21 protein-coding genes and 1 pseudogene are annotated in these 24,244 nt (G+C 49.6%); 21 read left to right on the top strand and 1 reads right to left on the bottom strand.

Translation table 11 applies throughout. From position 1 onward, the window contains the following. The first annotated feature begins 142 nt into the window (after positions 1 to 142). From JNE38_RS15650 to JNE38_RS15550, 21 genes and pseudogenes are all read left to right on the top strand, one after another. Positions 143 to 1,207, top strand: a complete 1,065-nt coding sequence (locus JNE38_RS15650; RefSeq protein WP_203254608.1) for an Ldh family oxidoreductase — start codon at positions 143 to 145, stop codon at positions 1,205 to 1,207. An 82-nt stretch (positions 1,208 to 1,289) separates the two neighbouring features. Then, positions 1,290 to 1,673, top strand: coding sequence for an aspartate 1-decarboxylase (panD, locus tag JNE38_RS15645; RefSeq protein WP_203254607.1), 384 nt, complete (start codon positions 1,290 to 1,292; stop codon positions 1,671 to 1,673). 2 nt (positions 1,674 to 1,675) lie between these two features. Further along, complete coding sequence (locus tag JNE38_RS15640; protein WP_203254606.1) at positions 1,676 to 2,413, top strand: YheC/YheD family protein; 738 nt, start codon at positions 1,676 to 1,678, stop codon at positions 2,411 to 2,413. 163 nt (positions 2,414 to 2,576) lie between these two features. Further along, on the top strand, positions 2,577 to 3,401 hold the full coding sequence (locus JNE38_RS15635; RefSeq protein ID WP_203254605.1) for an alpha/beta fold hydrolase: 825 nt from the start codon (positions 2,577 to 2,579) through the stop codon (positions 3,399 to 3,401). Between the two features lie 93 nt (positions 3,402 to 3,494). Next, entirely contained in the window at positions 3,495 to 4,826 is a 1,332-nt protein-coding gene (gene brnQ / locus JNE38_RS15630) for a branched-chain amino acid transport system II carrier protein (protein ID WP_203254604.1), read from the top strand. 217 nt (positions 4,827 to 5,043) lie between these two features. Continuing rightward, a complete protein-coding gene (locus JNE38_RS15625) occupies positions 5,044 to 6,252 on the top strand; it encodes a DUF418 domain-containing protein (RefSeq protein WP_203254603.1) in 1,209 nt (402 codons plus the stop codon). A 310-nt stretch (positions 6,253 to 6,562) separates the two neighbouring features. Continuing rightward, positions 6,563 to 8,125, top strand: coding sequence for a spore germination protein (locus JNE38_RS15620; RefSeq protein ID WP_203254602.1), 1,563 nt, complete (start codon positions 6,563 to 6,565; stop codon positions 8,123 to 8,125). Continuing rightward, complete coding sequence (locus JNE38_RS15615; protein ID WP_203254601.1) at positions 8,122 to 8,340, top strand: hypothetical protein; 219 nt, start codon at positions 8,122 to 8,124, stop codon at positions 8,338 to 8,340. The genes JNE38_RS15620 and JNE38_RS15615 overlap by 4 nt, the downstream gene beginning before the upstream one ends. Before the next feature lie 21 nt (positions 8,341 to 8,361). Continuing rightward, the gene (locus tag JNE38_RS15610; protein ID WP_203254600.1) at positions 8,362 to 9,468 is read left to right on the top strand and encodes a GerAB/ArcD/ProY family transporter; all 1,107 of its coding nucleotides are present in this window, start codon (positions 8,362 to 8,364) and stop codon (positions 9,466 to 9,468) included. Positions 9,469 to 9,499: 31 nt separating this feature from the next. After that, a complete protein-coding gene (locus JNE38_RS15605) occupies positions 9,500 to 10,606 on the top strand; it encodes a GerAB/ArcD/ProY family transporter (RefSeq protein WP_203254599.1) in 1,107 nt (368 codons plus the stop codon). Further along, a complete protein-coding gene (locus JNE38_RS15600) occupies positions 10,603 to 11,787 on the top strand; it encodes a Ger(x)C family spore germination protein (RefSeq protein ID WP_203254598.1) in 1,185 nt (394 codons plus the stop codon). The genes JNE38_RS15605 and JNE38_RS15600 overlap by 4 nt, the downstream gene beginning before the upstream one ends. An 86-nt stretch (positions 11,788 to 11,873) precedes the next feature. After that, positions 11,874 to 13,305, top strand: a pseudogene (locus JNE38_RS15595) (FMN-binding glutamate synthase family protein). A 77-nt stretch (positions 13,306 to 13,382) separates the two neighbouring features. Then, a complete protein-coding gene (locus JNE38_RS15590; protein WP_203254597.1) occupies positions 13,383 to 14,087 on the top strand; it encodes a YqjF family protein in 705 nt (234 codons plus the stop codon). Further along, positions 14,081 to 15,259, top strand: a complete 1,179-nt coding sequence (locus JNE38_RS15585) for a Ger(x)C family spore germination protein (protein WP_238933335.1) — start codon at positions 14,081 to 14,083, stop codon at positions 15,257 to 15,259. The genes JNE38_RS15590 and JNE38_RS15585 overlap by 7 nt, the downstream gene beginning before the upstream one ends. Continuing rightward, a complete protein-coding gene (locus tag JNE38_RS15580) occupies positions 15,256 to 15,507 on the top strand; it encodes a hypothetical protein (RefSeq protein WP_203254596.1) in 252 nt (83 codons plus the stop codon). The genes JNE38_RS15585 and JNE38_RS15580 overlap by 4 nt, the downstream gene beginning before the upstream one ends. Beyond that, a complete protein-coding gene (locus JNE38_RS15575; protein ID WP_203254595.1) occupies positions 15,504 to 16,628 on the top strand; it encodes a GerAB/ArcD/ProY family transporter in 1,125 nt (374 codons plus the stop codon). The genes JNE38_RS15580 and JNE38_RS15575 overlap by 4 nt, the downstream gene beginning before the upstream one ends. 143 nt (positions 16,629 to 16,771) lie before the next feature. Further along, positions 16,772 to 17,938, top strand: a complete 1,167-nt coding sequence (locus JNE38_RS15570) for an acyltransferase (protein WP_203254594.1) — start codon at positions 16,772 to 16,774, stop codon at positions 17,936 to 17,938. Between the two features lie 72 nt (positions 17,939 to 18,010). Then, a complete protein-coding gene (locus JNE38_RS15565; protein ID WP_203254593.1) occupies positions 18,011 to 18,910 on the top strand; it encodes a DMT family transporter in 900 nt (299 codons plus the stop codon). Positions 18,911 to 19,084: 174 nt separating this feature from the next. Further along, on the top strand, positions 19,085 to 20,617 hold the full coding sequence (locus JNE38_RS15560) for a spore germination protein (RefSeq protein ID WP_238933687.1): 1,533 nt from the start codon (positions 19,085 to 19,087) through the stop codon (positions 20,615 to 20,617). Further along, positions 20,617 to 21,717, top strand: a complete 1,101-nt coding sequence (locus tag JNE38_RS15555) for a GerAB/ArcD/ProY family transporter (protein ID WP_203357367.1) — start codon at positions 20,617 to 20,619, stop codon at positions 21,715 to 21,717. Before JNE38_RS15560 ends, JNE38_RS15555 begins: the two co-directional genes overlap by 1 nt. Further along, positions 21,714 to 22,835 (top strand): Ger(x)C family spore germination protein, encoded by a 1,122-nt coding sequence (locus JNE38_RS15550; protein WP_203357366.1) that lies wholly within the window; start codon positions 21,714 to 21,716, stop codon positions 22,833 to 22,835. Before JNE38_RS15555 ends, JNE38_RS15550 begins: the two co-directional genes overlap by 4 nt. 69 nt (positions 22,836 to 22,904) lie before the next feature. Here the strand turns inward: JNE38_RS15550 and JNE38_RS15545 are convergent, their stop codons facing one another. Then, positions 22,905 to 24,212, bottom strand: a complete 1,308-nt coding sequence (locus JNE38_RS15545) for an aminotransferase class I/II-fold pyridoxal phosphate-dependent enzyme (protein WP_203357365.1) — start codon at positions 24,210 to 24,212, stop codon at positions 22,905 to 22,907. Positions 24,213 to 24,244 lie beyond the last annotated feature (32 nt).

Here is a 24,244-nt window from a genome sequence, read left to right as displayed (position 1 = left end):
CCGCTGGCGTATAGCTGGCCGTCCGTTTTTTCGTGTGCTTGCCTTAGGCCATTGTCCGTGTCGGCCATTTGCCTGTAATCATATCTATATTCAGATGGTTACAGGTACGAACAGCTGCATGACTGGGAGGGTTGACATTACTTTGAATCCATTACGGTACGACTGGATGCGATTGGAGGAAGTGGCCGCCGAACTGTTTACGCGCGTCGGAGTATCCGATCACCACGCACATACGGTCGCCCAGTCCTTGGTTCACGCCGATTTGCGTGGCATTGAATCGCACGGGCTTTCTCGTTTGCCGATTTATATGAAGAGGATTGAAGCGGGTGTCGTCCAACTGGATCAAGAGCCGCATATTGCCATGCAAAACGGGGCAACGGCACTCGTGGACGGCAACAACCATCTCGGCGCAGTGGTAGGAAAGCATGCTCTGGAGCTTGCCACTTCTCTCGCTAGACAGACGGGTATCGGATTTGTAGGGGTACGTCATTCCAATCATTTTGGGACGTGCTCATTTTATGCAGAGCGATCGATCGAGCAAGGGCAGATCCTGCTGGTCCTGTCGAATGCGCCGGCGTCAATGGCACCGACAGGGGGAATTGGTCCATTCTTCGGTACGAATCCGATAGCCGTAGGCATTCCTGCTGGCCAAGAGGCACCCTTTTTGCTCGATATGGCGACAAGCGTAGTGGCGCGGGGGAAAATTGCGCTGGCAGCTAAAAAAGGGGAAAAGATTCCTGTGGACTGGGCTATCGATCAGGATGGAACCCCGACGAACGATCCAAAGCTGGCCTTGCTCGGATCCTTGCTGCCGATTGGTGGAGCGAAAGGGTACGGACTCGCCATGTTCATCGATATTCTTTGCGGGCTGCTGACGGGAGCAGCGAGCGGTCCCGGTGTGCAAAGCCTTTACGAGAACTGGACGCAGCCTCAAGATATCGGGCACGTCTTTCTCACGATTGATATTGAGCACTTTTGGCCACTCCCTGTCTTTCAACGTAGGATGGACGAGTATATTCGGGAAATTAAAGCCGTTCCGAAAGCAGAGGGAGCCTCGGAGATCTTGATTCCGGGAGAGATCGAAAGAAGGAAAATGATGGATCAAAAAGCACAGGGAGTGTGCCTGGCACCTGGAATCGCACGGGAGCTGGAGCAGACATGTGCCGATTACGGGGTGGATTGGGGAAGAGCACGGGTCGGGAGCTGAGTGTATTCCATCCGATTCTGGTTTCACGGACAGCCGTTTCCACATAGACTGGTGTCATCGGTTTGGAAAGGAAGGATCCGTTATGCAACGACACATGTGCAAAGGAAAAATACATCGTGCGACGGTGACGCAGGCAGAGCTTGATTACGTGGGCAGCATCACGATCGATGCCCTTCTTCTAAAAGCAGCAGACATCATGCCGTATGAAATCGTTCAGGTTACCAGTCTGCGCAATGCCACCCGGTGGAAAACATACGCTTTGCCTGCTCCAGAAGGAAGCGGGAAGATTTGCTTGAATGGTCCTCCTGCTCATTTGTTCCAGCCTGGCGATTTGGTCATCATCCTCAGCATGGGAATGTACGAGGAAGAAGAAGCAGTCAAATTGGTCCCGAGAGTCGTTTTTGTTGACGAACATAACAGCATCACCAAGATAGAAGAGCACCATCTTATTACGAATGGGGAGTAAACGTGAGAAAACCGCCAAATGTCGGGAAATGGAGTAAACATCAACACCTGGTAAAAAGCGAGTTTTTGCGCGATTACCTGCCCGCCACACGGCAGTTTACTCCAGAAACGCTGTGGGAATATGTAGAGGATTATCAAAAAGTCATGCTGAAGCCTTCTGGTGGCGGAGGAGGGGCAGGCATTATTCAGCTTACGGATCGAGGGGAGAATCGCTATCTCGTTCACGCGGGGAGTGCCAAACGCATTGTAGAAGGTCGGACGAAGACTGTCGAGTATGTCAAATCTCTGTTTCGGCCAAAGCCCTATTTATTGCAGCCGCTTATTCCGCTGGGCAAGATCGATGGAAGACCATTCGACGTTCGGGTAATGGTGCAGCGTACGGGAAAAAATTCTCCCTGGATCGTGACGGGGTGGGTAGCCAAATTGGCAGGTCCAGGCTTTGTCGTGACCAACGTCGCCCGAAGCCGAGGGAAAGTCCTCCCTCTTAAGACCGCCATCCGTTTGTCTAACATTTCTGCCTCGGAGGATTTGGAGGAGGAGATCTCTGAAGTCGCTTTGGCCGCTGCCAATGAGCTCGGAAAAGCATATCCGACCCTGCGGGCGATCGGTCTGGACATGGGCATTGATATAGAAGGGAAGCCGTGGATCATTGAGGCAAACTTCCGCCCGTCCCTTTCACTGTTTCGCCAGCTGAAGGATCAAACCTTCTACCGCAAAATTATCGCCATGCAAAAACATTAACGCAAAATGGACCACTTGTCGTACGGACTACGGACTTGTTCGGGCGCAGGTGGTTTTTTCATTTGGATGGAGGGTGTGAGAAAAAATTCTTTCCTTTTTCTGCTAAAACAGATAAACTGAAAGAAAATATAGGAACGTACGTTCTTGGATGGGGTGGTCAGGTATGTTCTGCGATTTGGGAAATGTTTCAGTTTACTATGAGACTCACGGGGAAGGCTTTCCGATCGTGATGATCCACGGATTTACGCCGGACCATCGATTGATGACAGGATGCCTGGAACCTGTTTTCGAGAATCAACCGGGATGGCGACGGATTTATTTGGATTTGCCTGGGATGGGACAAACCAAGGGAGAAGAATGGATAAAGGGATCAGATCACATGCTTGAAGTGGTGGAAAGGTTCATAGAGAAAATGATTCCTGAGGGAAGGTATTTACTGGCGGGGGAATCATACGGGGGATATTTGATCAGAGCCATTGCAGCCAGACAGCCAGAGAGGGTAGCGGGCATGCTGTTCATTTGCCCCCTTGTTGAACCAATCGCTGCCAAACGCATTTTGCCTATGCCAGCAGTCATCGCTCAGGACAAAGAATTTGTGGCTTCGCTTACTCCTGAACAACAAAGTAGATTTACACCTTTGTCTGTTGTGCAGGATCGGTACAACTGGGAGCGATTTGAAAAAGAGATTCTGCCTGGGCTTCAAATAGCAGATCCTGATTTTTTGCAAAAGATAAGCAAACGATACGAATTTTCTTTTGAATGGGGAGAGCCAGTACCGTTTGACAAGCCTGTCCTGTTTTTAACAGGCAGACAGGATCATGTGACAGGCTATCAGGATGTATGGGCCATATTGGAACAATACCCGCGTGCCAGCATTGCGGTCCTCGACCGGGCAGGTCACAATCTGCAGACCGAGCAGAGTGGCTTATTTACCGCACTCGTTGACGAATGGCTGAAACGTGTCATGGAAAATGAAAACTTACAATGATTTTGCAATTGCGAATATGATTGGATGACTAGCATCTGTTAAGAAATATTGATAGAATGCCTCTCATTATGATGGGAGGATGTATGATCGTCAATGATAAGGCTATCAAAGCGCGAAGTTATCTTACTTAGTTTTATGCTTTTTTCCATGTTTTTTGGTGCAGGCAACCTCATCTTTCCACCATTTTTAGGGCAATCCGCTGGGGCAAATGTCTGGATATCCCTCACAGGCTTCATCTTATCCGCTGTCGGTTTGCCTATCTTGGGGGTAGTGGCGATTGCCAAAGCAGGGACGTTTCATGATTTGGCGACCCGTGTGCATCCCCTCTTTGCCCTGATCTTTCCATTCTTGATCTACGTCTCGATTGGTCCGGGGTTAGCGATACCCCGGGCAGGCAGCTTGGCTTTTGAAATGGGGATGGGTCCGTTCATTCCCGAAACGTGGATGCAATCTCCACTTAGTCTTTTGCTCTATACGATTGTATTTTTTGGTCTTGTCTTTTGGCTGAGCTTATCGCCTTCAAAGCTGGTCGATCGTTTTGGTAAATGGCTGACACCGACTTTGCTGATCTTGATCGCGGTTATTTTTCTTAAAAGCTTGATCACGCCAATGGGCTCACTTACCGAGCCGGTGGAAAAGTACGCGGATCATCCAGTCCTTCAAGGCTTTTTGGACGGGTACCTAACGATGGACGCGCTTGCTGCTCTTGTCTTCGGCATTGTGATTGCCAACACCTTGCGAAGTAAAGGGGTAAGCGACCAAAAGGCGTTATCGAAGTATATGATTATGGCCGGTCTGGGTGCCGGTATCCTCCTCACAATCATCTATGTCATTTTAGGAAGCCTTGGATCTCGGAGCGCTTTTCTGGGCGCGGCGGAGAATGGCGCCCAAATTTTGACGAGCCTCATGGAGCATCTATTTGGCGAGAGTGGTACTATCATCCTTGGTGCTGTGTTCACCGTAGCTTGCTTATGTGTGTCTATCGGGCTCGTCACGTCCTGCAGTCAATACTTTCAAGGGCTATTTGGCAGTCTGTCATATCGGGTGTGGGTTACGATCTTGTGTCTGCTTAGCATGGCGATTGCCAATCTGGGTCTGACTCAGATTTTGAGCGTTTCCGTTCCGATTTTGGGTGCTATTTATCCAGTTGCGATCGTACTGATCGTCTTGGCGCTAATGGGCAGGCTGCTTCCAGAGTCTTCGAGCGTGTATGCGACGACGGTGTATATCGTCGCCATCTTCGGTGTCATCGACATGATTAACAGTACATTCATGGACCACGTTTGGGACTCATGGCTCAATGTTCTGCCTTTCCAAGCAGAAGGAGCTGGATGGATCATGCCTGCTCTGGTGGCAGGTTGCATGGGAATGCTCTTGGATTTTGGGCGAAAGACAGCTGCGGCATACAAAAAAGGGACCACTTGATCGTCAGTTCCCAGCAAATAGGAAGCCAGTTGTTACACGTATCAGTCGTGTGGCACCTGGCTTTTTCTGTGAAGGTACAACAATAGGAAGAGCCTATTGTGCCGGAAGGAAGGGCTGGCATTGGTTTGATATGGTCCATTTGTGACTGCACTTGCATTCATTTTTTGGTATGCTGGCATCAAACGATGTCGATGGCCCAAAAAAAAGGAGGTAGAGTGTGAAAGCAGCTCCTGTAGCTGAGGGAGATCGGATTCGCCAACTGGATGTGATTCGCGGTTTCGCCTTGTTTGGGATTTTTTTAGTCAATATGCCGACGTTCTTGCAGCCTGCGTTATTTCTTCCCGAGAATGGTTTGCCTGCTGGGCATACCCGCTTGGATGATTGGATTCGTCTTCTGTTCGATATGTTTGTACAGACCAAGTTCTACACCATTTTCTCAATATTGTTTGGTGCAGGCTTTTCCTTGTTTATGAGTCGAGCGGAACAAAAAGGGTTTGCCGTACGCTCTCTCTATATGAGAAGACTGGTTGGGCTCTTGATGTTTGGCTTAGCCCATCTTTTCTTTTTATGGTACGGAGATATTTTACATACCTACGCCTTGACGGGATTGCTTTTGATTTTCTTTTATCGGGCGAGTGATAGAGCTGTTCTCCGATGGACGTGGCTGCTTGTGATTAGCCTTCAATCTCTCTACGCCATCACACTGTTCACTCCGGAAGATTCTGCGGAGGCAGTGAACGCAGTGTCCCCTCTATTGGCGGTTCAAGCGAGCGAGGTATACAACTTCGGTACCTGGTCGGACTGGTTGTCTTTTCGCCTCACGAACGAGCTGCCGCTGCTGATGGAAAACGAATGGTTTGCCATTTGGTCAATCTTGCCGCTCTTTCTCATTGGCTTTTACCTGGAGAGACGCGGGGTGCTTCAACGGGCACAGGAGTATCTACCCGTGATCAAACGACTGTGGTGGGTACTTCTCGTATTAAGTGCTGTTCTCGTCTCGATGATTCCGCTCTTGCATGGCGATTGGGTGCGTTTTCCAGCGCCAGCATCCGTGTCTGTGCAAGTGTTTGTCGAGTGGAGCGGCTTGACATTGTGCGGCTTTTATATGAGTTCATTGCTGCTTTTGTATGAAACGAAAAGGGGCCGCAGCCTGCTCAGGCATCTCGAGCCTGTGGGACGGATGGCCTTGACGAATTATTTGGGGCAAACATTGATTTCGGTGGGGATTGTTCGTATTTTTCATCTGTACGGGGAAGCTGGCATGGGGGCAGGCTTGTTGATTTGTTTGATCGTTTACCCGCTGCAGATCGCGGCCAGCAGATGGTGGCTCTCTCGGTATCGCTTCGGCCCAGCCGAATGGGTTTGGCGGTGCTTTACGTACGCGTCCCTCGTGCCTATGAGGAGAATGGATCCAGGTTCGGGATAACGTCGATCCCGTCTGGCCCCAAAAAACTTGAGCCTGTAGAGTTGTCATTCTCTACAGGCTTTTTTCGTTATATGCAGGCATAATGGAGTTCTTGTGAAGCCTAGCCGTCACAGAAGCCGCTGTCAGTCAGAACGATACCCAGGGGAATCATCGGAATCAATTTGCGTCCAAATTTGCAACCCAAATCTCACCATTTCATTTTGGAGCGGCAATAGAGAGCAATCCAGACAAAGTCCGGCCGTGGATAAAAGTGGTATTCCTTGGGCAAAATTTCCTTAACTTGGATCGGCTTCAGAAGGGGGGAGAAAAAGTGGCGGGAAATGCCCGAAAGTGGTGGAGAAGGAACAAGGGCAGAATCAATCAGCAGCAAGCTCCCACGCAAACCTTGCTCGGTAAAAACCTGGCACAAACAGAAGAACTCCTGCGCTCCCTCTATACCAATTGCTCGGATATTGTTTTCCGATCGTTTCTGATCTTCGGTACCACACCCGCCCTATTAATATACATCGATGGGCTGGCAAACATCGAGGAGCTGGATGCCAGAGTCCTCGCCCCTCTCATGGCTGGCAGAGGCAACATCGAGATGAGTACGAACGATTTTTTGCAAAGAGCGATTCCAGTTTCAAAATGGCATGATATCAATTCGGTAGAGGCTTGCGTGGAATCGATCTCCTGCGGATACCCGGTCCTGCTCATCGACCAGCAGGAGCTGGCCATCTCCATCGGATTGCCGAAGTGGGAAAAGCGGTCGATCGAAGAACCAGCGGCCGAGGGAGTGGTCCGCGGGCCGAGGGAAGGCTTCACGGAATCCATCGGAGTCAACACTTCTTTATTGCGAAGACTGATCAAGACGCCTGCGCTCAAGATGGAGCGCAAGCAGGTTGGGGGATTGACAAAGACCTACGTCGTAGTTGCCTATATCGAGGGGGTGGTCGACCCGTCATTAATCACGGAAGTAAACTCCCGGCTAGATCGGATCGATATGGACGGGATCTTGGAAAGTTCCTATATCGAAGAAATGATTGAGGATCAACCAGCGTCGCCGTTTCCCCAAATATTGAGCACGGAACGCCCGGATGTCGTCTGCGGGAATCTGCTCGAAGGTCGCATCGCAATCATTGTAGACGGTACACCCTTTGTCCTGATCGCACCGACTACCTTGTTTTCGCTGCTTCAATCCAGCGAGGATTACTACCAACGCTCGATAGCCGGTACAGCGATTCGTTGGCTTCGCTATCTGTTTACTTCGATGTCGTTAGTGCTGCCTTCTTTGTACGTTGCCCTTATCACCTATCATCATGAAATGGTGCCCACCTCTCTTCTCATCAGCATGGCTTCCTCGCGTGAAGCGGTACCCTTCCCGGCGCTAGTGGAAGCCATGCTCATGGAAATCACATTCGAAGCTTTGCGCGAAGCAGGAGTCCGGTTGCCCAAGCAGATAGGTGCGGCAGTCAGTATTGTCGGAGCGCTGGTGATCGGGCAAGCAGCGGTACAGGCAGGGCTCATATCTGCACCGATGGTCATTGTCGTCGCCATCACAGGAATTGCCTCCTTCATGATTCCCCACTACATTGCGGGTATTTCCATAAGGATTCTGCGTTTTCCCATGATGCTGCTCGCGGGAACACTCGGTTTGCTAGGGATTATGCTTGGAATTATTTTAGTGGTGGTCCACTTATGTTCCCTGCGATCGTTCGGTGTGCCATACCTGAGTCCGATCGGCCCTTTGAAGGTGGGGGAATTAAAGGACACACTTATTCGTGCGCCTTGGTGGATGATGGACACACGTCCGCATTTAACCGGAGAACCGAATACGTATAGACAAGCATCGGGATTAAAACCAGGACCGACAAAAGGAGGGGAGTCATCATGAAATGGGGACTGATTCTTAGCATGACAGCTTTGGCTGTGGTGTTGATCTTGTACGAGTGGCCAAGAGTCAAGAAGCTGACGAAAAAGGACAAATGGGTGTTCCTCACCCTCGTGACGATCTCCTGGGTCCTCTCCATGTTTGACCTTCCCAACTTGCCTGGCCCTACGACTATCGTGCAATCAATCCTTAAGCCGTTGTGGATCTTCCCAGAGTAATGGACAGGAGCGGGTGAGCAAATGCTGGAACGTGGGAAAATATCAGCGTCACAAATGGGCATGATGATGTTCCTCGCTGTTGTGGCTTCAGGAGTGATGTGGATTCCTGGCATCACCGGTAAATACGCCAGGAATGATCTCTGGCTATCTCCGATCTGGGCAGCGTTCATCGGGGTGATTACGGTCTGGACTGCCATACGCTTGCATCGCCTGTACCCGCAAAAATCAGCCATCCAGTACAGTGAAGAAATATTGGGGCGTCTAGGTGGCAAAGTGATCGGTTTCCTCATGATCTTTTTCTATTTGCATCTGACGGGCTTCATTGTTCGCAGCTACGCGGAGTTCATTGTGGCGAATTTTCTCCACCGTACGCCAGTCAGTGTCATCGTCATCAGTATGATTGGTGTTTGTGCTTTCGCCGTAACGGGTGGTGTTGAAGTGGTGGGGAGAACAGCGCAATTGTTTTTCCCAGTTTTCTTAATACCCGTATTCTTTATGCCGCTCCTTCTGGGGGATATGAAGCTGGATTACTTGTTTCCGGTCCTGGAGCATGGCGTATTGCCTTCCCTAAAAGGCGCCTTGGTACCAGGCGGGTGGTTCAGCGAAATGTTTATCATGTCTTTCTTCCTGCCTTATGTGAAAGATGTGGAAAAAGGTATGCGCTCAGGATTTCTGACCGTATTTGGCATCACCATGCTTCTCACGATGATCAACCTGTTCATTCTGTTTGTGCTGGGAAAGCAGGTGGGGGATTTCCTTTTTCCCGTTATGGTAGCGTTTCGGTATATTAGCGTTGCCGAATTTTTTGAGAACATGGAATCGCTGATTATGGCGATCTGGATTTTGGGCATGTTTGTCAAGATCTCGGTTTTCTATTACGTGACTGTGATGGGGGCAGGTCAATGGATGAGGGCGAGTGAATACCGTTATTTGGTCCTGCCTTTTGGATTATTAATTGGTCTTTTCAGCTTTTGGTCCTATCCTGATTTCGATACAGGGCTCCAATTCGATATGTATGCTTTTCCATTCTATGGCCCGTCCATTCTGACAGTACTGCCGTTGCTTCTCTTGCTTGTCGGTTCGTTGCGGAAACGACAACAGAGTCGTTCACAAGTCATAAGGCCGTAATCCATGACTCGTTGCACCAGGAGGGAGAGCTGTGCTAGAACAGGGAAAAATATCGGGTACGCAAGCAGCGATGATCCTGTATTCGACCATCATGTCAACTGCCATGATTATAGGGCCGAGCATCATGGCAAAGCGAGCATCCAACGACTTGTGGATCTCTCCCATCTGGGCTTCCCTCATGGGCTTTCTAGCGGTGTTCATTGCCTGTCACCTGCACAAACGTTTTCCAAAGCTCAGCATCATCCAGCAGAGCGAGCAAATTGTAGGGGTGGCAGCCGGAAAGGTCATCGGATTTTTGTATTTGTTCATCCTGGTGCAGATCAATGGCTGCATCGTTCGGGAATACACGGAGTTCATTACTTTATTTTTGAGAGACACGCCGACCATTATCGTGAGTGCGGTCCTGGTGATGGTTTGTGTCTATGCAGTCCAGGGGGGGATTGAAGTGCTGGCTCGTTCCGCACAAGTTTTTTTCCCCTTGTTTGTCGCTCCATTGGTCGTAATGATCCTTCTCGTCCTAAAAGATATGGAACCGCAAAGCATTTTCCCTGTGCTCGAAAATGGCCTGATTCCAACGTTCGAGGCGGCCATACTCCCACAGGCGTGGTTTTCCGAAGCATTTCTGTTATCCTTTCTGCTTCCCTTTCTGGATGATCGGAAAAATGGGAAGAGAGCTGCCATGATCACGGTCTTTGCGTCAATGATCACCATGATCGTTGCGAATCTCACGACCTGGTTTTTAATGGGTGACGTGTCCAAAACGCTCATGTTTCCCATCATGGATGTGGCTAGATACATCAGCGTCGCAGATTTTTTTGAAAATCTGGAGTCCGGGGTTATGGCGATATGGGTCATAGGGGTGTTCATAAAGGTCTCGATTTTCCTGTATGCGTCCGTGCTTGGGACGGCCCAATGGCTTCAGCTGTCCAATTATCGCCTAGTCGCCCTCCCCATAGGGTGGCTCACCGTTCTGTTCAGCTTTTGGGGACTGCCGAACTTTGCGACATTATCAGAGTGGAACATACGAGTGGTTCCTTTTTACTTGTCTCTCTTTTTCGTTATCATGCCGGGCATTCTTTTGCTTTTCTCCTTCTTTTCTAGAAAAAGGAGCAAAGTCAGGGGAGTGGATTCCGGATGAGGGCAAACTGGATCGTACTCGGGTTGTGTACCATTCTTTTGACGGGGTGCTGGGATCGAACGGAGATCAACGACTTGGCGATCATCACAGCCGCGTCCATCGATATGGAAGGAAAGAACAAGGTGTTGCTCAGCGTACAGGTATTCATCCCCCGAGCATTGGGGGGAAGCGGCGCCGGAGGAGGAAGTGTAGGGGGTGGGGAAGGAAAGTTGACCATGATGCGCAGCAGTGAAGGCATCAATATTGCTGATGCGATGTCCAAGCTCCAAACCAAAATCCCCAGAAAAATCTTCTGGGGACATTGCAAAGTTTATTTATTCGGGGAAGAGGCTGCCAAGCATGGCCTCGCGGATCATATAGACTTTCTCGTTCGTCACCCGGAGCCGCGGAATCGATCATTTTTATATGTTTCAAAAGGGAAAGGGCTCGATATGCTTACCATCACACCGGCATTGGAGCGGTCTACGGCAGAATCACTCCGAGAGTATGCGAACCTTCATATCGCCATGGCAGTCACGTTGGTCGATTACCGGAACATGCTGAGAAGTGAGGCAGAAGCTGTCGCCATTCCGATGATCGAGGACGGTAAGAATCTGAAAAGTCCAGAAGACATCCAGATCAGAGGAATCATGGCAGGGACAGCCATCCTGAAACGAGACAAATTGATCGGCAAGGTTTCACCGACAGCGACACGGGGGTTGCTGTGGCTTCGCGACGAGATGCAAAAGGCAGCGATCACAGTTCGGATCAAAGACGAGAAAGGAATCGTATCTGTAAGCCCGACTCGCACGAAAACGACACTGCTGCCGAAGATTGAGAATGGCAAATGGTCCATGCTAGTAAAAGTAGACTCAGAAGGGGATGTGGTCGAAAACGGTACTCAGCTGAATCTGATGAACCCGAAGTATGTGGCCATGCTTCAGACGTCTGTGCAAAAGGATATCGATGAACGAATGAAGATGGCCCTGGATGTGTTGCAGCATGAATTACGAACAGACGTGGTTAAATTTGCGGCCGCCTTTCATCGCAAATATCCAAAGGAATGGGAACAAGCCAAAGACCGTTGGGACGAAATCTTTTCGCAATTGGAAGTGAAGACAGACGTCAGAGTGGCTATACGGCGTCCGGGATTAATCTCTGCCCCGGCTGGAATTCCACAGGAAGAAGTGAAAACCGAGTAACCGGCATGGATGGGGTTCGTATTTCCAATTTTGGGCAGTCTAAGTGAGGAGGTAGCATGAAAACGGATGAAAAGGGGGAGTAACACATGAATGGAAAATGGCTTCCCTTCCTGATTGGCTCTTTCGCGGGCACGCTACTTGCTAGTTTGTGCATCGGGGTGCTGATGTTCTTCTTGTTTCGCCCGTTGACACAATGGCTCCTCGGCCGATTCATGAAACGTCTGATGGATGACCGTTATCCGGAGAATGTGTTCGAGATGATTTCCGCCATGCGAAAAATTCACCCGCAGATCGTGTTGGAAAACAGCCTGAGAGCAGCGTCGGGTCAAGTCATTGAACGTCCGTTTGGCAGCTCCCGAAAGGTTCTCACCTTTGATGGACTCATATTTTCTCCCGCCCAGCTCGCGAGAATGCCGGCACCCGAAGATGCGGAGGTGGACCTCAGTATTGTCATCGGTCCCATGGCAAAGAAACCACTGAAGTTGGATTTGCCGATTATGTCAGGGGCGATGGGATACGGGATCGGAATCAGCGAGAACGTAAAGATCGCCATTGCCAAAGGAACCGCTGCCGCAGGGACCCTCACCAACACAGGGGAAGGACCTTTGCTGCCGGAAGAGAGACAGTATGCCAAACACCTTATCCTGCAGTACAGCTCAGGGAAATGGGCAAAAGAGCCGGAGACCTTGAGACAAGCAGATGCGATTGAAATCCATTTTGGACAGGGGCTTCAGCCGGATCTGCCAGTTTCATACCGGCGGAGTACATCCAGGGGCGAGCGAGTCAAATCATGGGAGTGGAAGGAGAGGAATTCGTCGTCATACCCTCCCTGCATCCAGAAGTCCAAAAGCCGGAGGATCTTCCAAAGCTTGTGGAAAAGCTTCGCACGATCACGGGGGTGTCCCCATTGGCGTAAAGATATGCGCCAGCTCTGTTTTGGAGGAAGACATGGAAATCGCCATTCAGGCTGGTGTCGACTTTATCAGCATTGATGGAGGACAAGCCGGGACAAAAGGAAGTCCTCCTATTCTGGAGGATGACTTTGGTCTGCCCACGATTTATGCACTCTCTCGCGCCGTTCGCTATTTGAACGAACGGGGAGTCAAAGACCGAATTACCCTTTTGTCCGGGGGCGGTTACGCGACGCCAGGGGAGTGTCTGAAAGCGTTGGCTCTGGGAGCTGACGGCATCTTCATGGGAACGGCCATTGTATGGGCAATGACGCACGATCAAGTCACCAAGGCCATCCCGTGGGAGCCACCCACTGAGCTCACCTGGTATCCAGGCTCATTGAAAGATCAGTTTGATGCGGAAAAGGCTGCGACTCATTTGGCGAACTTCTTTTTCGCCTTCGCAGAGGAATTTGAAATCGCGATTCTCGCGCTGGGGAAAACGTCACTGAAAGAGGTCACGGCAGATGATTTGATCGCACTGGATGAGACGACCAGCAAGGTAACGCAGGTTCCGCTCGCTTTTCAGCCCAAAGTGAAGCAAACGAGTACAGATAGCCGTGAGTAAGGGCACAGAAAGGGGTGATTCCTATTCATCCGAAGGTCCAATCGATCAACAATCGCACGAACCATAAGGGGTGGATCATGACGCAGACATGGGAGCATCTGCTCTTTGCTCATTGGGCCGTCCCGCCTGCCCTTATTCGTCCACTGGTCCCGCATTCGCTTGAGATTGATACCTATGAGGGCGTTGGATGGATCAGCATCATTCCCTTCAGGATGACAGGGGTACGCCTGCGCTGCTTGCCGCCTATTCCCTACACCACTTCTTTTCCTGAAATTAATGTGCGTACCTATGTCAAGGCTTCAGGAAAATCGGGGATCTACTTTCTTTCGCTTGATGCCTCGAATCCGTTGATTACGACGATAGCAAAAAGGTGGTATCGACTCCCCTACTACCAGGCATCCATGGACTTTCGCTTAAATCGGGAAGGCGTAACGATTCAGTCGAAAAGGGCAGGAAGCCAGGCGCAAGCGAAGCAATTTTCTGCTGTCTATGGTCCAGATTCAGACGTCTTCCAGGCAAAGGGGGGGACGTTGGAAAACTGGCTGACGGAAAGATACACGCTGTTTTGTGAATGCATGAGAACGAAACGGCTCCATGGAGCGAATGTGTACCACGAGCCGTGGCGGCTGCAAAAAGCCGTCTTGCAAATCGAGCAAAACAGCTTGTCCCACCAGCACATCTCTTTAACCGATCCCCCCGAGCTCGCTTTGTACGCTCGCGGCGTACAAAGCATCGTTTGGCCCATCCAGCAGATAAAGGCGGAGCGTGGTGCCACATGGTAAAGCGAATGCTTGTATGGATCATCATGTGCAGCCTACTGCTCAGCGGCTGCTGGGACAGGATCGAGGTGAACGATGTCGCTATCGTAACGGCAGCCGCGATCGACAAGGCTGAGAACAAGGAAATCGAGCTCTCGATCCAGGTATTCATACCTCGAACGCTCGGTGGCGGCGGTGCCACGCAGGGAGGCGGGTTGAAAAGCGTGACGCTCGTGCAGACAGAGAAAGGAGCCAATATAGCGGATGCGATGTCCAAAATCCAGATGAAAATTCCGAGAATGATCTTCTGGGGACACTGTAAGGTGTATATCTACGGGGAAGAGCTCGCGAGAGAAGGGATCAAGGAATTCGTCGATTATTTGGCGCGCCACCCTGAACCGAGGAACCGTGCCTTCCTTTACGTAAGCAAAGGGAAAGCTGTGGATTTGCTGAAGGTCACGCCGGAATTGGAGAGATACTCGGCGGTAGTGGTCCATGAATTGTCTGGACTTCATGTGGGGATGGATGTGACTTTGATTCAGCTTTTGAAAATGCTGATGAGCTCCTCCAAGGCAGCCGTTCTTCCCATGATCAATCTGCAGCAATCACCTGAAACGAAAGGACCTGTAACAGCCATCCCGTATTTGTATGGAAGTGCCGTCTTTAAAGAGGGTAAAATGATTGGTCAGCTCTCTGAGCGGGATACACGCGGTGTGATGTGGTTACGAAATGAGATCTCTTCGACAACAGTGACCGTCAAGGCGAAGAATGTGAAAGGCTTCGTCTCGTTAAACCCCTTACGCGAGTCCACCAAGCTCTATCCGGTGATTGAAAACGGAAAATGGAAAATGGTGGTCAAAATCGAAACAGAAGGGGATCTCATTCAAAATGGTACCAATCTCAACCTGGTGAACCCCTCTTTGATGCACATCATGCAAGTGGCACTGGGAAAAGACATCGAGGCTCGCATCCAGGCAACCTTGCAGAAAGTGCAGCATGAGATGAAAGTGGATATTTTCGGGTTTGCGACCCAATTCCATCGGAAGTACCCAAAAGAATTTGCGGAAGTCAAAGACAAGTGGGGAGAAGTGTTTCCCACCATCGCAGTAGACTTGAAAGTAACCTCGCACATTAGACGTCCTGGTTTGGCTACGATCCCGGCAGGCATCCCGGAATCCGAGGTAAAGGAAAGATGAGATGGGGAGCCATCGTAGGCATATCGCTGGTAGCATTCCTCATGACTTGGTATGAATGGCCGGTGCTGCGGGCCAGTCATTGGAAAACGAAGGCTGCCTACACGACCATCTTGTTTGCGAGCTGGTTTATTGCGATCCTTCTGGTTCACAACCCTGCTTTGCCGGGTGCGACACAGGTCCTCCTTCGCATCTATAAGCCTTTTTCTTCCCTTTTAAAATTTGATGCATATTCGGGTGAGCAAGAATGAAGGATAGACCGTACTTATCGGCGGCTCAAATAGGGATATTGGTGTTTCCGGTTATCGTGGCGACCGCTGACTTGCTGGTTCCTGCCACAACCTCACGTCAGGCAGGTCGTGACATGTGGCTCTCTCCCATGATCGCTTCCCTGACAGGTTTTCTGACCGTGTATCTTGTGTTTCAGCTGCATAAGTCATTTCCTGGACAGAGCATTGTCGAGTACAGCGACAAAATCATAGGATCGTTTCTTGGGAAAATAACCAGTTTTCTGGTTCTCTTTGATTTGCTCTACACGAACGGCAATATCATCCGACAGTACGGTGAATTCGTTGTCGGCTCCTTCCTCCATCAGACCCCTTTGCTTGCGGTGATAGGCAGTATCGTTTTCATCTGTGCCATCACGATTCGCGCAGGAGTGGAAGTGCTCGCCCGAGCTGCGCAAGTATTTGTGCCTACCGTTGTGCTCCTCTACGGGATCTTGCTCGTACTGATGATCCCATTCATGAAAGCGGAGCATCTTTTCCCCATGTTTGAGCACGGCATCATGCCAGCTTTAAAAGGGGCGGTGACTCCACAAGGCTGGTTTAGCGAAGTCATCCTGTTTTCGTTCCTTCTGCCATTTCGAGCAGATGAGGAGAAGGGGATGCGTACAGGAACGCTCACTGTCGTCTCAGCCATGCTCGCATTAACGGCGATCAATAGCTCAAGCCTGTTGGTTTTGGGAAATGAGGTGTCGTTTATGACGTACCCGTTCTATACGGCGATCCAGATGATCAGCTATGCCGATTTTTTTGAGAACATCGATGCCGTCGTGATGGCGACATGGGTGACAGGGGCCTTTATCAAGATTTCTGTTTTCTTTTATGCATTGGCATTGGGGACCGCTCAATGGCTGCGTCTAGATGATTATCGTCCTATCGTCCTACCGATTGGCTTTTTATTGGTCGTCTTCAGCTTTTGGACGGCCCCAAACCTGTCCCAGCTCTCATCATTTATCCAGCTCCTCGCAGGGGTGCAGACCACCTCGATCTATACCATGGTCCCACTCTTGCTGTGGGTGATTGCTCGACTGCGATTCAAAAAGAGAGCGGAGCCTCCAAAAGGGGTAGGCTCCTCGCGAGGAAAATAGAACCCGAACGATTCAAAAGGGAGCTGTTGCCTACGGGCATCGGCTTTTCTTTTGTGATAGACTTGTCGATGGGAAAACGGAAGGGTAAGATGAAAAAGGAAAACCAAAATCGAATAATAATGGAAAGGTTTGGGATTTTTGAAATGACCCGAAAAGAACGAATTGCCGAACTTGATTTGATTCGCTCCTTTGCTTTTCTGGCCGTTGTCTATCAGCATGTCATAGGCATCTACATGAGAAAGCCTGGGATAGATGAGCACACCGCGATCATGTACGGCATGCTGTTTCACTTCCTGAAATTTGCTGTACCTGCTTTCATATTCATGACGGGGCTCGTCCTATTTTATAATTACTACGACCGAATATCCTATCCGACCTTCATTCGGAAAAGAGTAGTGGAAATCCTGATCCCCTATACCATATGGACCGCTGTCTACCTCGCCTTGCAGCCCAATCCGTGGGGAGGGAAAGATCCTCTTTGGGTCATGATGAAAAGCTTCTTGACAGGTACGGCGTCTTATCATCTTTGGTTCGTGGTCATGATCTTTCAATTTTATCTGTTGTATCCGCTTTGGCAGTCAGTGTTTCGTGCTCTCCGCAAATGGGCGAGCAGCAAGATTCGTTTCACGGTTGCCATAGGAATGATGAGCCTCTTGTACGGAGGGTTCATGTGGTTTTCCTCCCGGTACATTCCGGCTCACGCATTTCGCTTTGATGTGACGCTGCTGGATACGTATTGGATCAAGTACCGGGATCGAAATGCATTCTATTACTTTTTTTACTTTCTCATGGGGGGACTGGCCGCCGTCACGCTGGCGACCTTTCGACAGACCATCCAGCGCAGGTGGCTGTGGATCTGTACAAGCTTCGTTCTTTTGTATGTCTACATCGGCTACGAATTATTCCGGGATTCCGGCCATGGAATGATCAATCTGAACGTGGCGACTTCTCTGAAGCCATCCATGTTTTTGTACACGGTCGCACAGCTTCTGCTCGTATATGGAGCTGCCTTGTGGCTCGGGAAGTGGAAGGGGAGCAAATGGTTTGCCCTGCTCGGCAAATACTCCTACGGGGCGTATTTAATGCACGCTCTGGTGCTTACGTACGTGATGAAAGGATTGAACGCGCTTCAGGTCTTTCATAACAGCTTGGCAGGAAGCCTCGTTGCCTTTGTCTTGTGCTCGATCCTTTCATTCGCGATCTCCTATGGATTGGGCAAATTGCCTTTTGGAGCATGGATTGTGGGTGCTGCCGAGAAAAAAAGAAAGGTATCGTCTGGACAAACAAAAGATTTGCCCTATGCCGGTTGAGAAAAGAAGGGTTTTCTTTCTGGGTGGAAAATATTTACTGGTAACGTAGGAAGAGAGAGGAGATCAGAAACGATGCAGCTCGCCTATATCCAGCTAGCCTTATCCATGGCTTTGGTAGGCATCAATATTTCCATCGGGAAGGAAATCGTCTCACATATCCCTGTTTTTCTATTTTCCGAGCTGAGGTTCGTGATCGCGATGATGATCCTTCTTCCGCTGTTGTCCATGCGAGGCGAATGGAAGTCATCCTGGAGCAGAGAAGAGGGAACCGTCCTTTTTTGGCAATCTTTTTTCGGTGTCTTTTTGTTTAGTATCTGCATGCTGTACGGCGTAAAGTGGACCACGGCTACCTCTGCGGGGATCATTACCAGCACGGTGCCGGCATGCATTGCGTTGCTGTCTTTCTGGATTCTCAAGGAAAAGCTGCAGCAAAACAGTATGTGGGCAATCCTACTCTCAGTCAGCGGAATTGGGCTGATTACCTTTACGGGTGAAAGTCAGGAAACTTCTGCCATCGGCGTGCTCGGGAATCTACTCGTATTTCTCGCTGTGATCAGTGAAGCGCTGTTCACCATTTTTGCCAAGAGGTTGTCCGGCAGAATCACACCGTTTCAAATGACAACGGCTATAAATGGAATCAGCTTTGTACTGTTCCTTCCGCTTGCGATCATGGAAGGACTTCGCTTCGATTGGGGAAGTGTGCCTGCAAGCGTGTGGCTGCTCGTTGTCTATTACGCCGTTACCGCGAGCGTCTTGTCTTTCTTCCTATGGTATAAAGGAGTGGCAAAGGTCGAGGCATCCAAAGCAGGCCTGTTTACCGGCATGATGCCCATTAGCGCCGCCCTGATCGCGGTTCTGCTCTTGGACGAAGCGTTTACTTGGTTCCATGCGTTGGGCATGCTGTTCGTGCTGGTATCCATATACATTGGGACCTTGAACATCAAAAAGCAGGCGTTTTCCCTTGAGGAATAAGGGAGGTGCAAGCAGGTTGAAAAGGAGCGTTTTGGCAAGTGCCAAAGCGCTTTTTTATTTGGATCCACCCAACCGATTTCTACGACGGGTATTCGTTCATACTTTTGGTAACTTCGGGAAACGATATGGGAGAATGCAACGGAAATGTACTTCCTGCTACTAGGAGATATTGTCATGAGACATCAGTTTAGACGGCTCGGAAAGAATCATCGATTGAAGATCAAGATGAATGGGGCTGACGAGGAACTCATCAGCACAGATCTGTCCGTTTGCTTGCAAAAGCTGCATTCCCTATTCTCAGATGCTCCGGATCTAATTGCGACCAAATTTGTGATCAACCAAACCAATCATTCCGCACTGTTGGCTTATTTGGACAATATGGTGGATAAAAACAGCATTAATGACAATGTGTTGCGCTCTTTGTTATTCGAAACCGTCACTTATACTGGCTTGGACAATCTGGAAGTATCCATCGGGTCAAAACAGGCGACTTCATCCTGGATTGAAGTCCAGCAAGGAATCCTCAGTGGGAAAAGCATCCTCTTTGTGGAGGGAGAGTCGCAGTGCTTGGTCCTGAACACCCCGGGATGGCCACAGAGGGACGTGAGCGAACCGGTTAAAGAAACCGTGATAAAAGCTTCTCGGCAAAGCTTTGTCGAGTCGCTGGGACAAAACATTTCCTTGATTCGCCGATATCTTCCGGATGGTGAGCTGAAGATTCAGGAGACACGGATCGGGGCAAGAAGCCAGACAAAGGTAGCTTTGCTCTACTTGGGCGATGTCATGAACAGTGAAATAGTGGCAATGCTGGAAGACAGGCTTAGCAAGATCAACATTGATGCGATCATCAACATCGGCGAGCTGGAGGAGTTGATCGAGACCAATTCCTTTACCCCTTTCCCACAATACCTGTCGACAGAGCGTCCTGATTCTGCTGCTTCCCATATCCTCCAGGGAAGAATCGTCATTGTCGCGGACCATTCCCCTTGGGTGCTGGTTGGGCCGATGACACTGGCCTCGTTTTTTCATAGCCCCGATGATTACAGCATGCGTTGGATCATTTCCTCCTTTATCAGGATGCTGCGATTTGTCAGTTTTTTGATCTCTATCTTTTTACCAGCGCTATATATCGCTGCGCTTACTTTTCACTATGAAATCATTCCGCTCAGCTTAATTCTTTCGATCGGGGAGTCTCGGGAACGAGTGCCCATTCCTCCCATTTTGGAAGCCACCATCATGGAGATTACACTGGAAATGCTGCGAGAGGCTGGTCTGCGACTGCCATCCAAAATTGGACAAACGGTAGGGATTGTAGGAGGTATCGTAATCGGACAAGCGGCAGTCTCTGCAGGGATCGTCAGTAATGTCATGGTAATCGTAGTAGCCGCGACGGCCATTGCTTCGTTCATTATGCCGAATGCCGATCTATCAGCGGCTGCTCGGATTCTTCGCTTTCCGATGATGGTGATGGCATACATGTTCGGAATTATCGGCCTCGTGATCGGCCTGATGATCTTGACTGTTCATCTGATCACCCTCGATTCATTGGGGACACCGTATGGAAGCCCCTTTGCTCCTTTTCACCCGGTTGCATGGAGAGACAATCTCGTCCGATTGCCGATCTGGAGTCTGATCAAGCGTCCTTTTTCGAATCGGACAAAGCAATTGATTCGTCAAGATCCTAACAATAGAAGTGATGATGCATAATGAAAACAAACGAATTCAATGATGTCACTACATTTCAGTACATCTTATTCATTTCGCAGGTACAGATTGGAATTGGAATCATCACACTGCCATCCGATTTGGCAGAGGTAGCCAGTACGGATGGCTGGATCTCCATCGTGCTCGGATGGGTGCTGGCAAATGTGGGTGGACTGATGATCCTGCAGATTATGAAGCGCCACCCGAATGAATCGATTTTTGATCTCTTGCTCCGATATTTGGGTAAATGGCTGGGCATTTTGCTTTCCATCCTTTTTATCCTATATAGCCTATTCGTGTTTATGATCACCCTGTACGCCGCGATTCACATCACACAGACCTGGGTTTTGCCGCAAACTCCCAACTATTTGTTGATGCTCCTGTTCATCATACCCAAGGCCATGCTTGCCCAGCATGGGATCCGCATGCTTGGACGGTATGCAGAATTTGTGGGGATCGGCATGATCATCATGCTTCCTCTTTTCTTTATGTCGATGCGAGGGGGGTATTGGATTCACTTGCTCCCCGTATTAAAAGAAGGATGGCTTCCTGTGCTAAAAGGTGTGAAAACGACCATCTTATCGTTCCTAGGCTTTGAACTGGCGTTTATCCTGTATCCGTTCTTGAAAAACAAAAAGCATGCTGCACCGGGGCTGATCGTTGCGAATAGCATTACCATGTTCGTGTACCTGCTTGTCACCATAGCATGCTATGTACAATTTAACCCTTATCAGGTAGCGACATATATTTGGCCGACACTCGACCTGTTTGAGACCCTCGAATTTCCTTTCATCGAACGGATCGAAGTCGTATTCTCTGCCTTTTATTTGTTTTTGATTTCAACCACTGGCATCCCTTATTACTTTACCGCTGCTTTCGGCACGAGTCAGCTGCTGGGAAAGCGTAATCACCGGCAGGTTATCATCTGGCTGTCGATAGGCTTCGTTCTGTTGGCTTTCGCTTATAATCCTACGTTTTATCACGTACAAGCCATTCAAAAATGGGGGGGAGAGGTCGGCATGTACGTCGCGTATGCCTTCCCGATCTTACTCTGGCTGTACATGGTGACAATCGGCCGATCGAAAGCGAGGATGCATCCATGACAAAAAGGCTAGGATGTGCACTCCTATCTGTGATGCTTTTATTGACGGGGTGCTTCGGGCAAAATCGACTGGATGAGTTGACGCTGATTTTGACACTCGGGGTAGATATCACAAAGGATGGAGAGCTGGATATTTATTCCGCAGTCCCGGTGTTTCGGACCGAAGCTCGTGAAAAGACGGAAATCCTTCATGTGCATGCCTCATCCTTTCGCGAAGGCAGGGATCGCTTTGATGATGAAGCCAATGGACTCGTCGAAACAGGCAAAGTCCAGAATCTCATCGTTTCGAAAAAAGTATTGATGAAAAAGGGATTGTTCGATTTGCTGGATGTCATCTTTCGCGATACGAAAAGCGCCCTCAAGGTAGATCTGATCATGGCCGACGAAAGCATTGAAAAAGTGATGGGAGTGAGTGTGCGTGATAAGCCACGGCTGCCCGTCTATTTGCGAGAGCTGGTTCGTTCCGGTCACAAGAGTGAAGCTTCGGTCTATACGACTGCACGAAAAGTCTACGATCAATTTTACGAGAAGGGAATAACCCCGTATCTGACCGAGATCAAACTAAATGAAAACAAGGTAAAGATAGCGGGTACGGCTCTCCTCGATAAGCGAGGGTATTACATGGAGTCGCTGGACGAGCTTGAGAGCATCCAATTGTTAATCCTGCAGCAGGACACCAAACATCCGATTTTCATCACCATGAAAATGATGGACAATTCATTTCAAGGGAAAGACGAAGAGAGTAAGAACATTAGCTTCTCTATAGACTATACCGATTATAAGTACCGAACCTCCGTGAAAGATGGCAAATTTCAGTTTGATCTCCATTTCAAACACCAGATCGTGTTGACGGAAGTGCTGGTCAAGGCAAATCCTCTCAAAGAAAAAGACCGATTAGAAAAGGCCATTGCTCTCGAGATGAAAAAGAAGATGGAAGCCGTGGTGGCCAAGCTGCAAAAACGCCAACTAGACCCGATCGGACTGGGGAAATACGCCCGCGCCTATGCGTATGATCAGTGGAGGACGGTAGAGGATGACTGGGGACGAGCATTCTCACAGGCAAAAATCAATATCATTCCTGAAGTCAAGATCATCAGCGTGGGTTCCTTGAAACGGTAGGAAGGTGGGAGCGTAGTAAAAAAAGTCCGGCCCCTTCGCAAAGGGGTGCGGACTTTTTTGGGTATACCTTTATTTTACTGCAGCTTTTTCCAGATCTTTGACACCACTGTAAATCATGTCGAACAGTTCGTCGATCCCGTTCTCTTCGATGCAAGAGAAGGCGACACGCAGGTCTGTTTCGCCAAGGGCAATCGTACCAACCCTGTATTGATCCAGAAGATGCTGGCGGAGTGCTTCGGCATCAACTGTTTTGAGCTTCAGGCACATGAAGTAACCGGAGTTGAATGGGTAGTAGCCCCACGCATCATCAAATTTGCCGCTGTCCAGGATGTGTTTGACACGGTTAGCGCGGCCTTTCATGATGTCGAACTTCTCCTGCTTTTGAGCTTGGAATTCCGGGGAAGTGAGCGCATGCAAAACAAAAGTCTGAGAAGGATGTGGACCGCTGGAAATGGTCGCGCGAATGACACCCAATGTTTTTTGCTCCAGAGCGCTCAGCAGCTCGCTGGAAGAATCAGCAAACGTGATGAAGCCTACACGGAAGCCCCACACATATTCTTCTTTGGTAGCTCCATCCACTTTGACCGGAAGCACACGAGGGTGCAGTCCGCACAGGTTAGCGAACAAGGATTCTTGCATGGAATCTTCGAAGAACAGACCAAAATAGGCGTCATCGGTAACGGCTACGATGTTGATGCCAGCATCCGCGCCTTCTTTGAGAGCGGCGAGGATTTCTTTACCCTCTTCAGCGCCAGGTGTATATCCGGTCGGGTTGTTTGGGAAGTTCAAAACGACGATAGCTTTCCCTTTGTCTTTTTGTGCAAGGATTGCATCGCGAAGTCCAGCAGCGTTGAATTTCATGCTGTCGTTGTATAGTGGATAATTGACAATCTCAGCACCGCGACGGATGGAGAAGGTCAGCTCGTAGTTTTCCCAGTTTTTATCTGGAATGATCACGCTGTCGCCCACATCTGCGAACAAGTCAGCAACGATGCTGAGACCGTGGGTCAATGCGTTGGTCACGATCGGGTTGCTGAAGGTATGATTCGCGAGCGAGGGTTGTTCTTCGATCATTTTTTTGCGCCAAGCGGCACGCAGCTCTGGTTTCCCGGCAGGTGGAGCGTATTCGTAAATGTCTTTAGGCTGGTAAGCAGACAAAGTATCTTGAATGACTTTCAGATGCATCGGTTGTCCGTTTTCCAAAGCAATCCCAATGGTTGCGTTGTATTTTTTCGCTTTTGCTTTGGCCTCGGCAGATTGGCTGAGAATACCTTCCTTGGGGAAATAGATCAGCTTTGCCAGATTGGACAACATCTCGTATACATGTGGATTTTCGCGCTGAATGGTGTCATTCAGCTGTGATGCTATTGCGTGCATGGTAGCCTCCCTCTTCAAGTGGAACATCTGTA

Source organism: Brevibacillus choshinensis (assembly GCF_016811915.1).
GTDB classification, from domain to species: domain Bacteria; phylum Bacillota; class Bacilli; order Brevibacillales; family Brevibacillaceae; genus Brevibacillus; species Brevibacillus choshinensis_A.
This window is presented reverse-complemented; position numbering and strand designations above follow the sequence as displayed.

Excerpts from the sequence above, each read along its gene's own strand:
- panD (WP_203254607.1), top strand. The coding sequence starts at position 1,290 with ATGCAACGACACATGTGCAAAGGAAAAATACATCGTGCGACGGTGACG.
- JNE38_RS15635 (WP_203254605.1), top strand. The coding sequence starts at position 2,577 with ATGTTCTGCGATTTGGGAAATGTTTCAGTTTACTATGAGACTCACGGG.
- brnQ (WP_203254604.1), top strand. The coding sequence starts at position 3,495 with ATGATAAGGCTATCAAAGCGCGAAGTTATCTTACTTAGTTTTATGCTT.
- JNE38_RS15615 (WP_203254601.1), top strand. The coding sequence starts at position 8,122 with ATGAAATGGGGACTGATTCTTAGCATGACAGCTTTGGCTGTGGTGTTG.
- JNE38_RS15610 (WP_203254600.1), top strand. The coding sequence starts at position 8,362 with ATGCTGGAACGTGGGAAAATATCAGCGTCACAAATGGGCATGATGATG.
- JNE38_RS15600 (WP_203254598.1), top strand. The coding sequence starts at position 10,603 with ATGAGGGCAAACTGGATCGTACTCGGGTTGTGTACCATTCTTTTGACG.
- JNE38_RS15590 (WP_203254597.1), top strand. The coding sequence starts at position 13,383 with ATGACGCAGACATGGGAGCATCTGCTCTTTGCTCATTGGGCCGTCCCG.
- JNE38_RS15585 (WP_238933335.1), top strand. The coding sequence starts at position 14,081 with ATGGTAAAGCGAATGCTTGTATGGATCATCATGTGCAGCCTACTGCTC.
- JNE38_RS15580 (WP_203254596.1), top strand. The coding sequence starts at position 15,256 with ATGAGATGGGGAGCCATCGTAGGCATATCGCTGGTAGCATTCCTCATG.
- JNE38_RS15575 (WP_203254595.1), top strand. The coding sequence starts at position 15,504 with ATGAAGGATAGACCGTACTTATCGGCGGCTCAAATAGGGATATTGGTG.
- JNE38_RS15570 (WP_203254594.1), top strand. The coding sequence starts at position 16,772 with ATGACCCGAAAAGAACGAATTGCCGAACTTGATTTGATTCGCTCCTTT.
- JNE38_RS15565 (WP_203254593.1), top strand. The coding sequence starts at position 18,011 with ATGCAGCTCGCCTATATCCAGCTAGCCTTATCCATGGCTTTGGTAGGC.
- JNE38_RS15560 (WP_238933687.1), top strand. The coding sequence starts at position 19,085 with ATGAGACATCAGTTTAGACGGCTCGGAAAGAATCATCGATTGAAGATC.
- JNE38_RS15555 (WP_203357367.1), top strand. The coding sequence starts at position 20,617 with ATGAAAACAAACGAATTCAATGATGTCACTACATTTCAGTACATCTTA.
- JNE38_RS15550 (WP_203357366.1), top strand. The coding sequence starts at position 21,714 with ATGACAAAAAGGCTAGGATGTGCACTCCTATCTGTGATGCTTTTATTG.
- JNE38_RS15545 (WP_203357365.1), bottom strand. The coding sequence starts at position 24,212 with ATGCACGCAATAGCATCACAGCTGAATGACACCATTCAGCGCGAAAAT.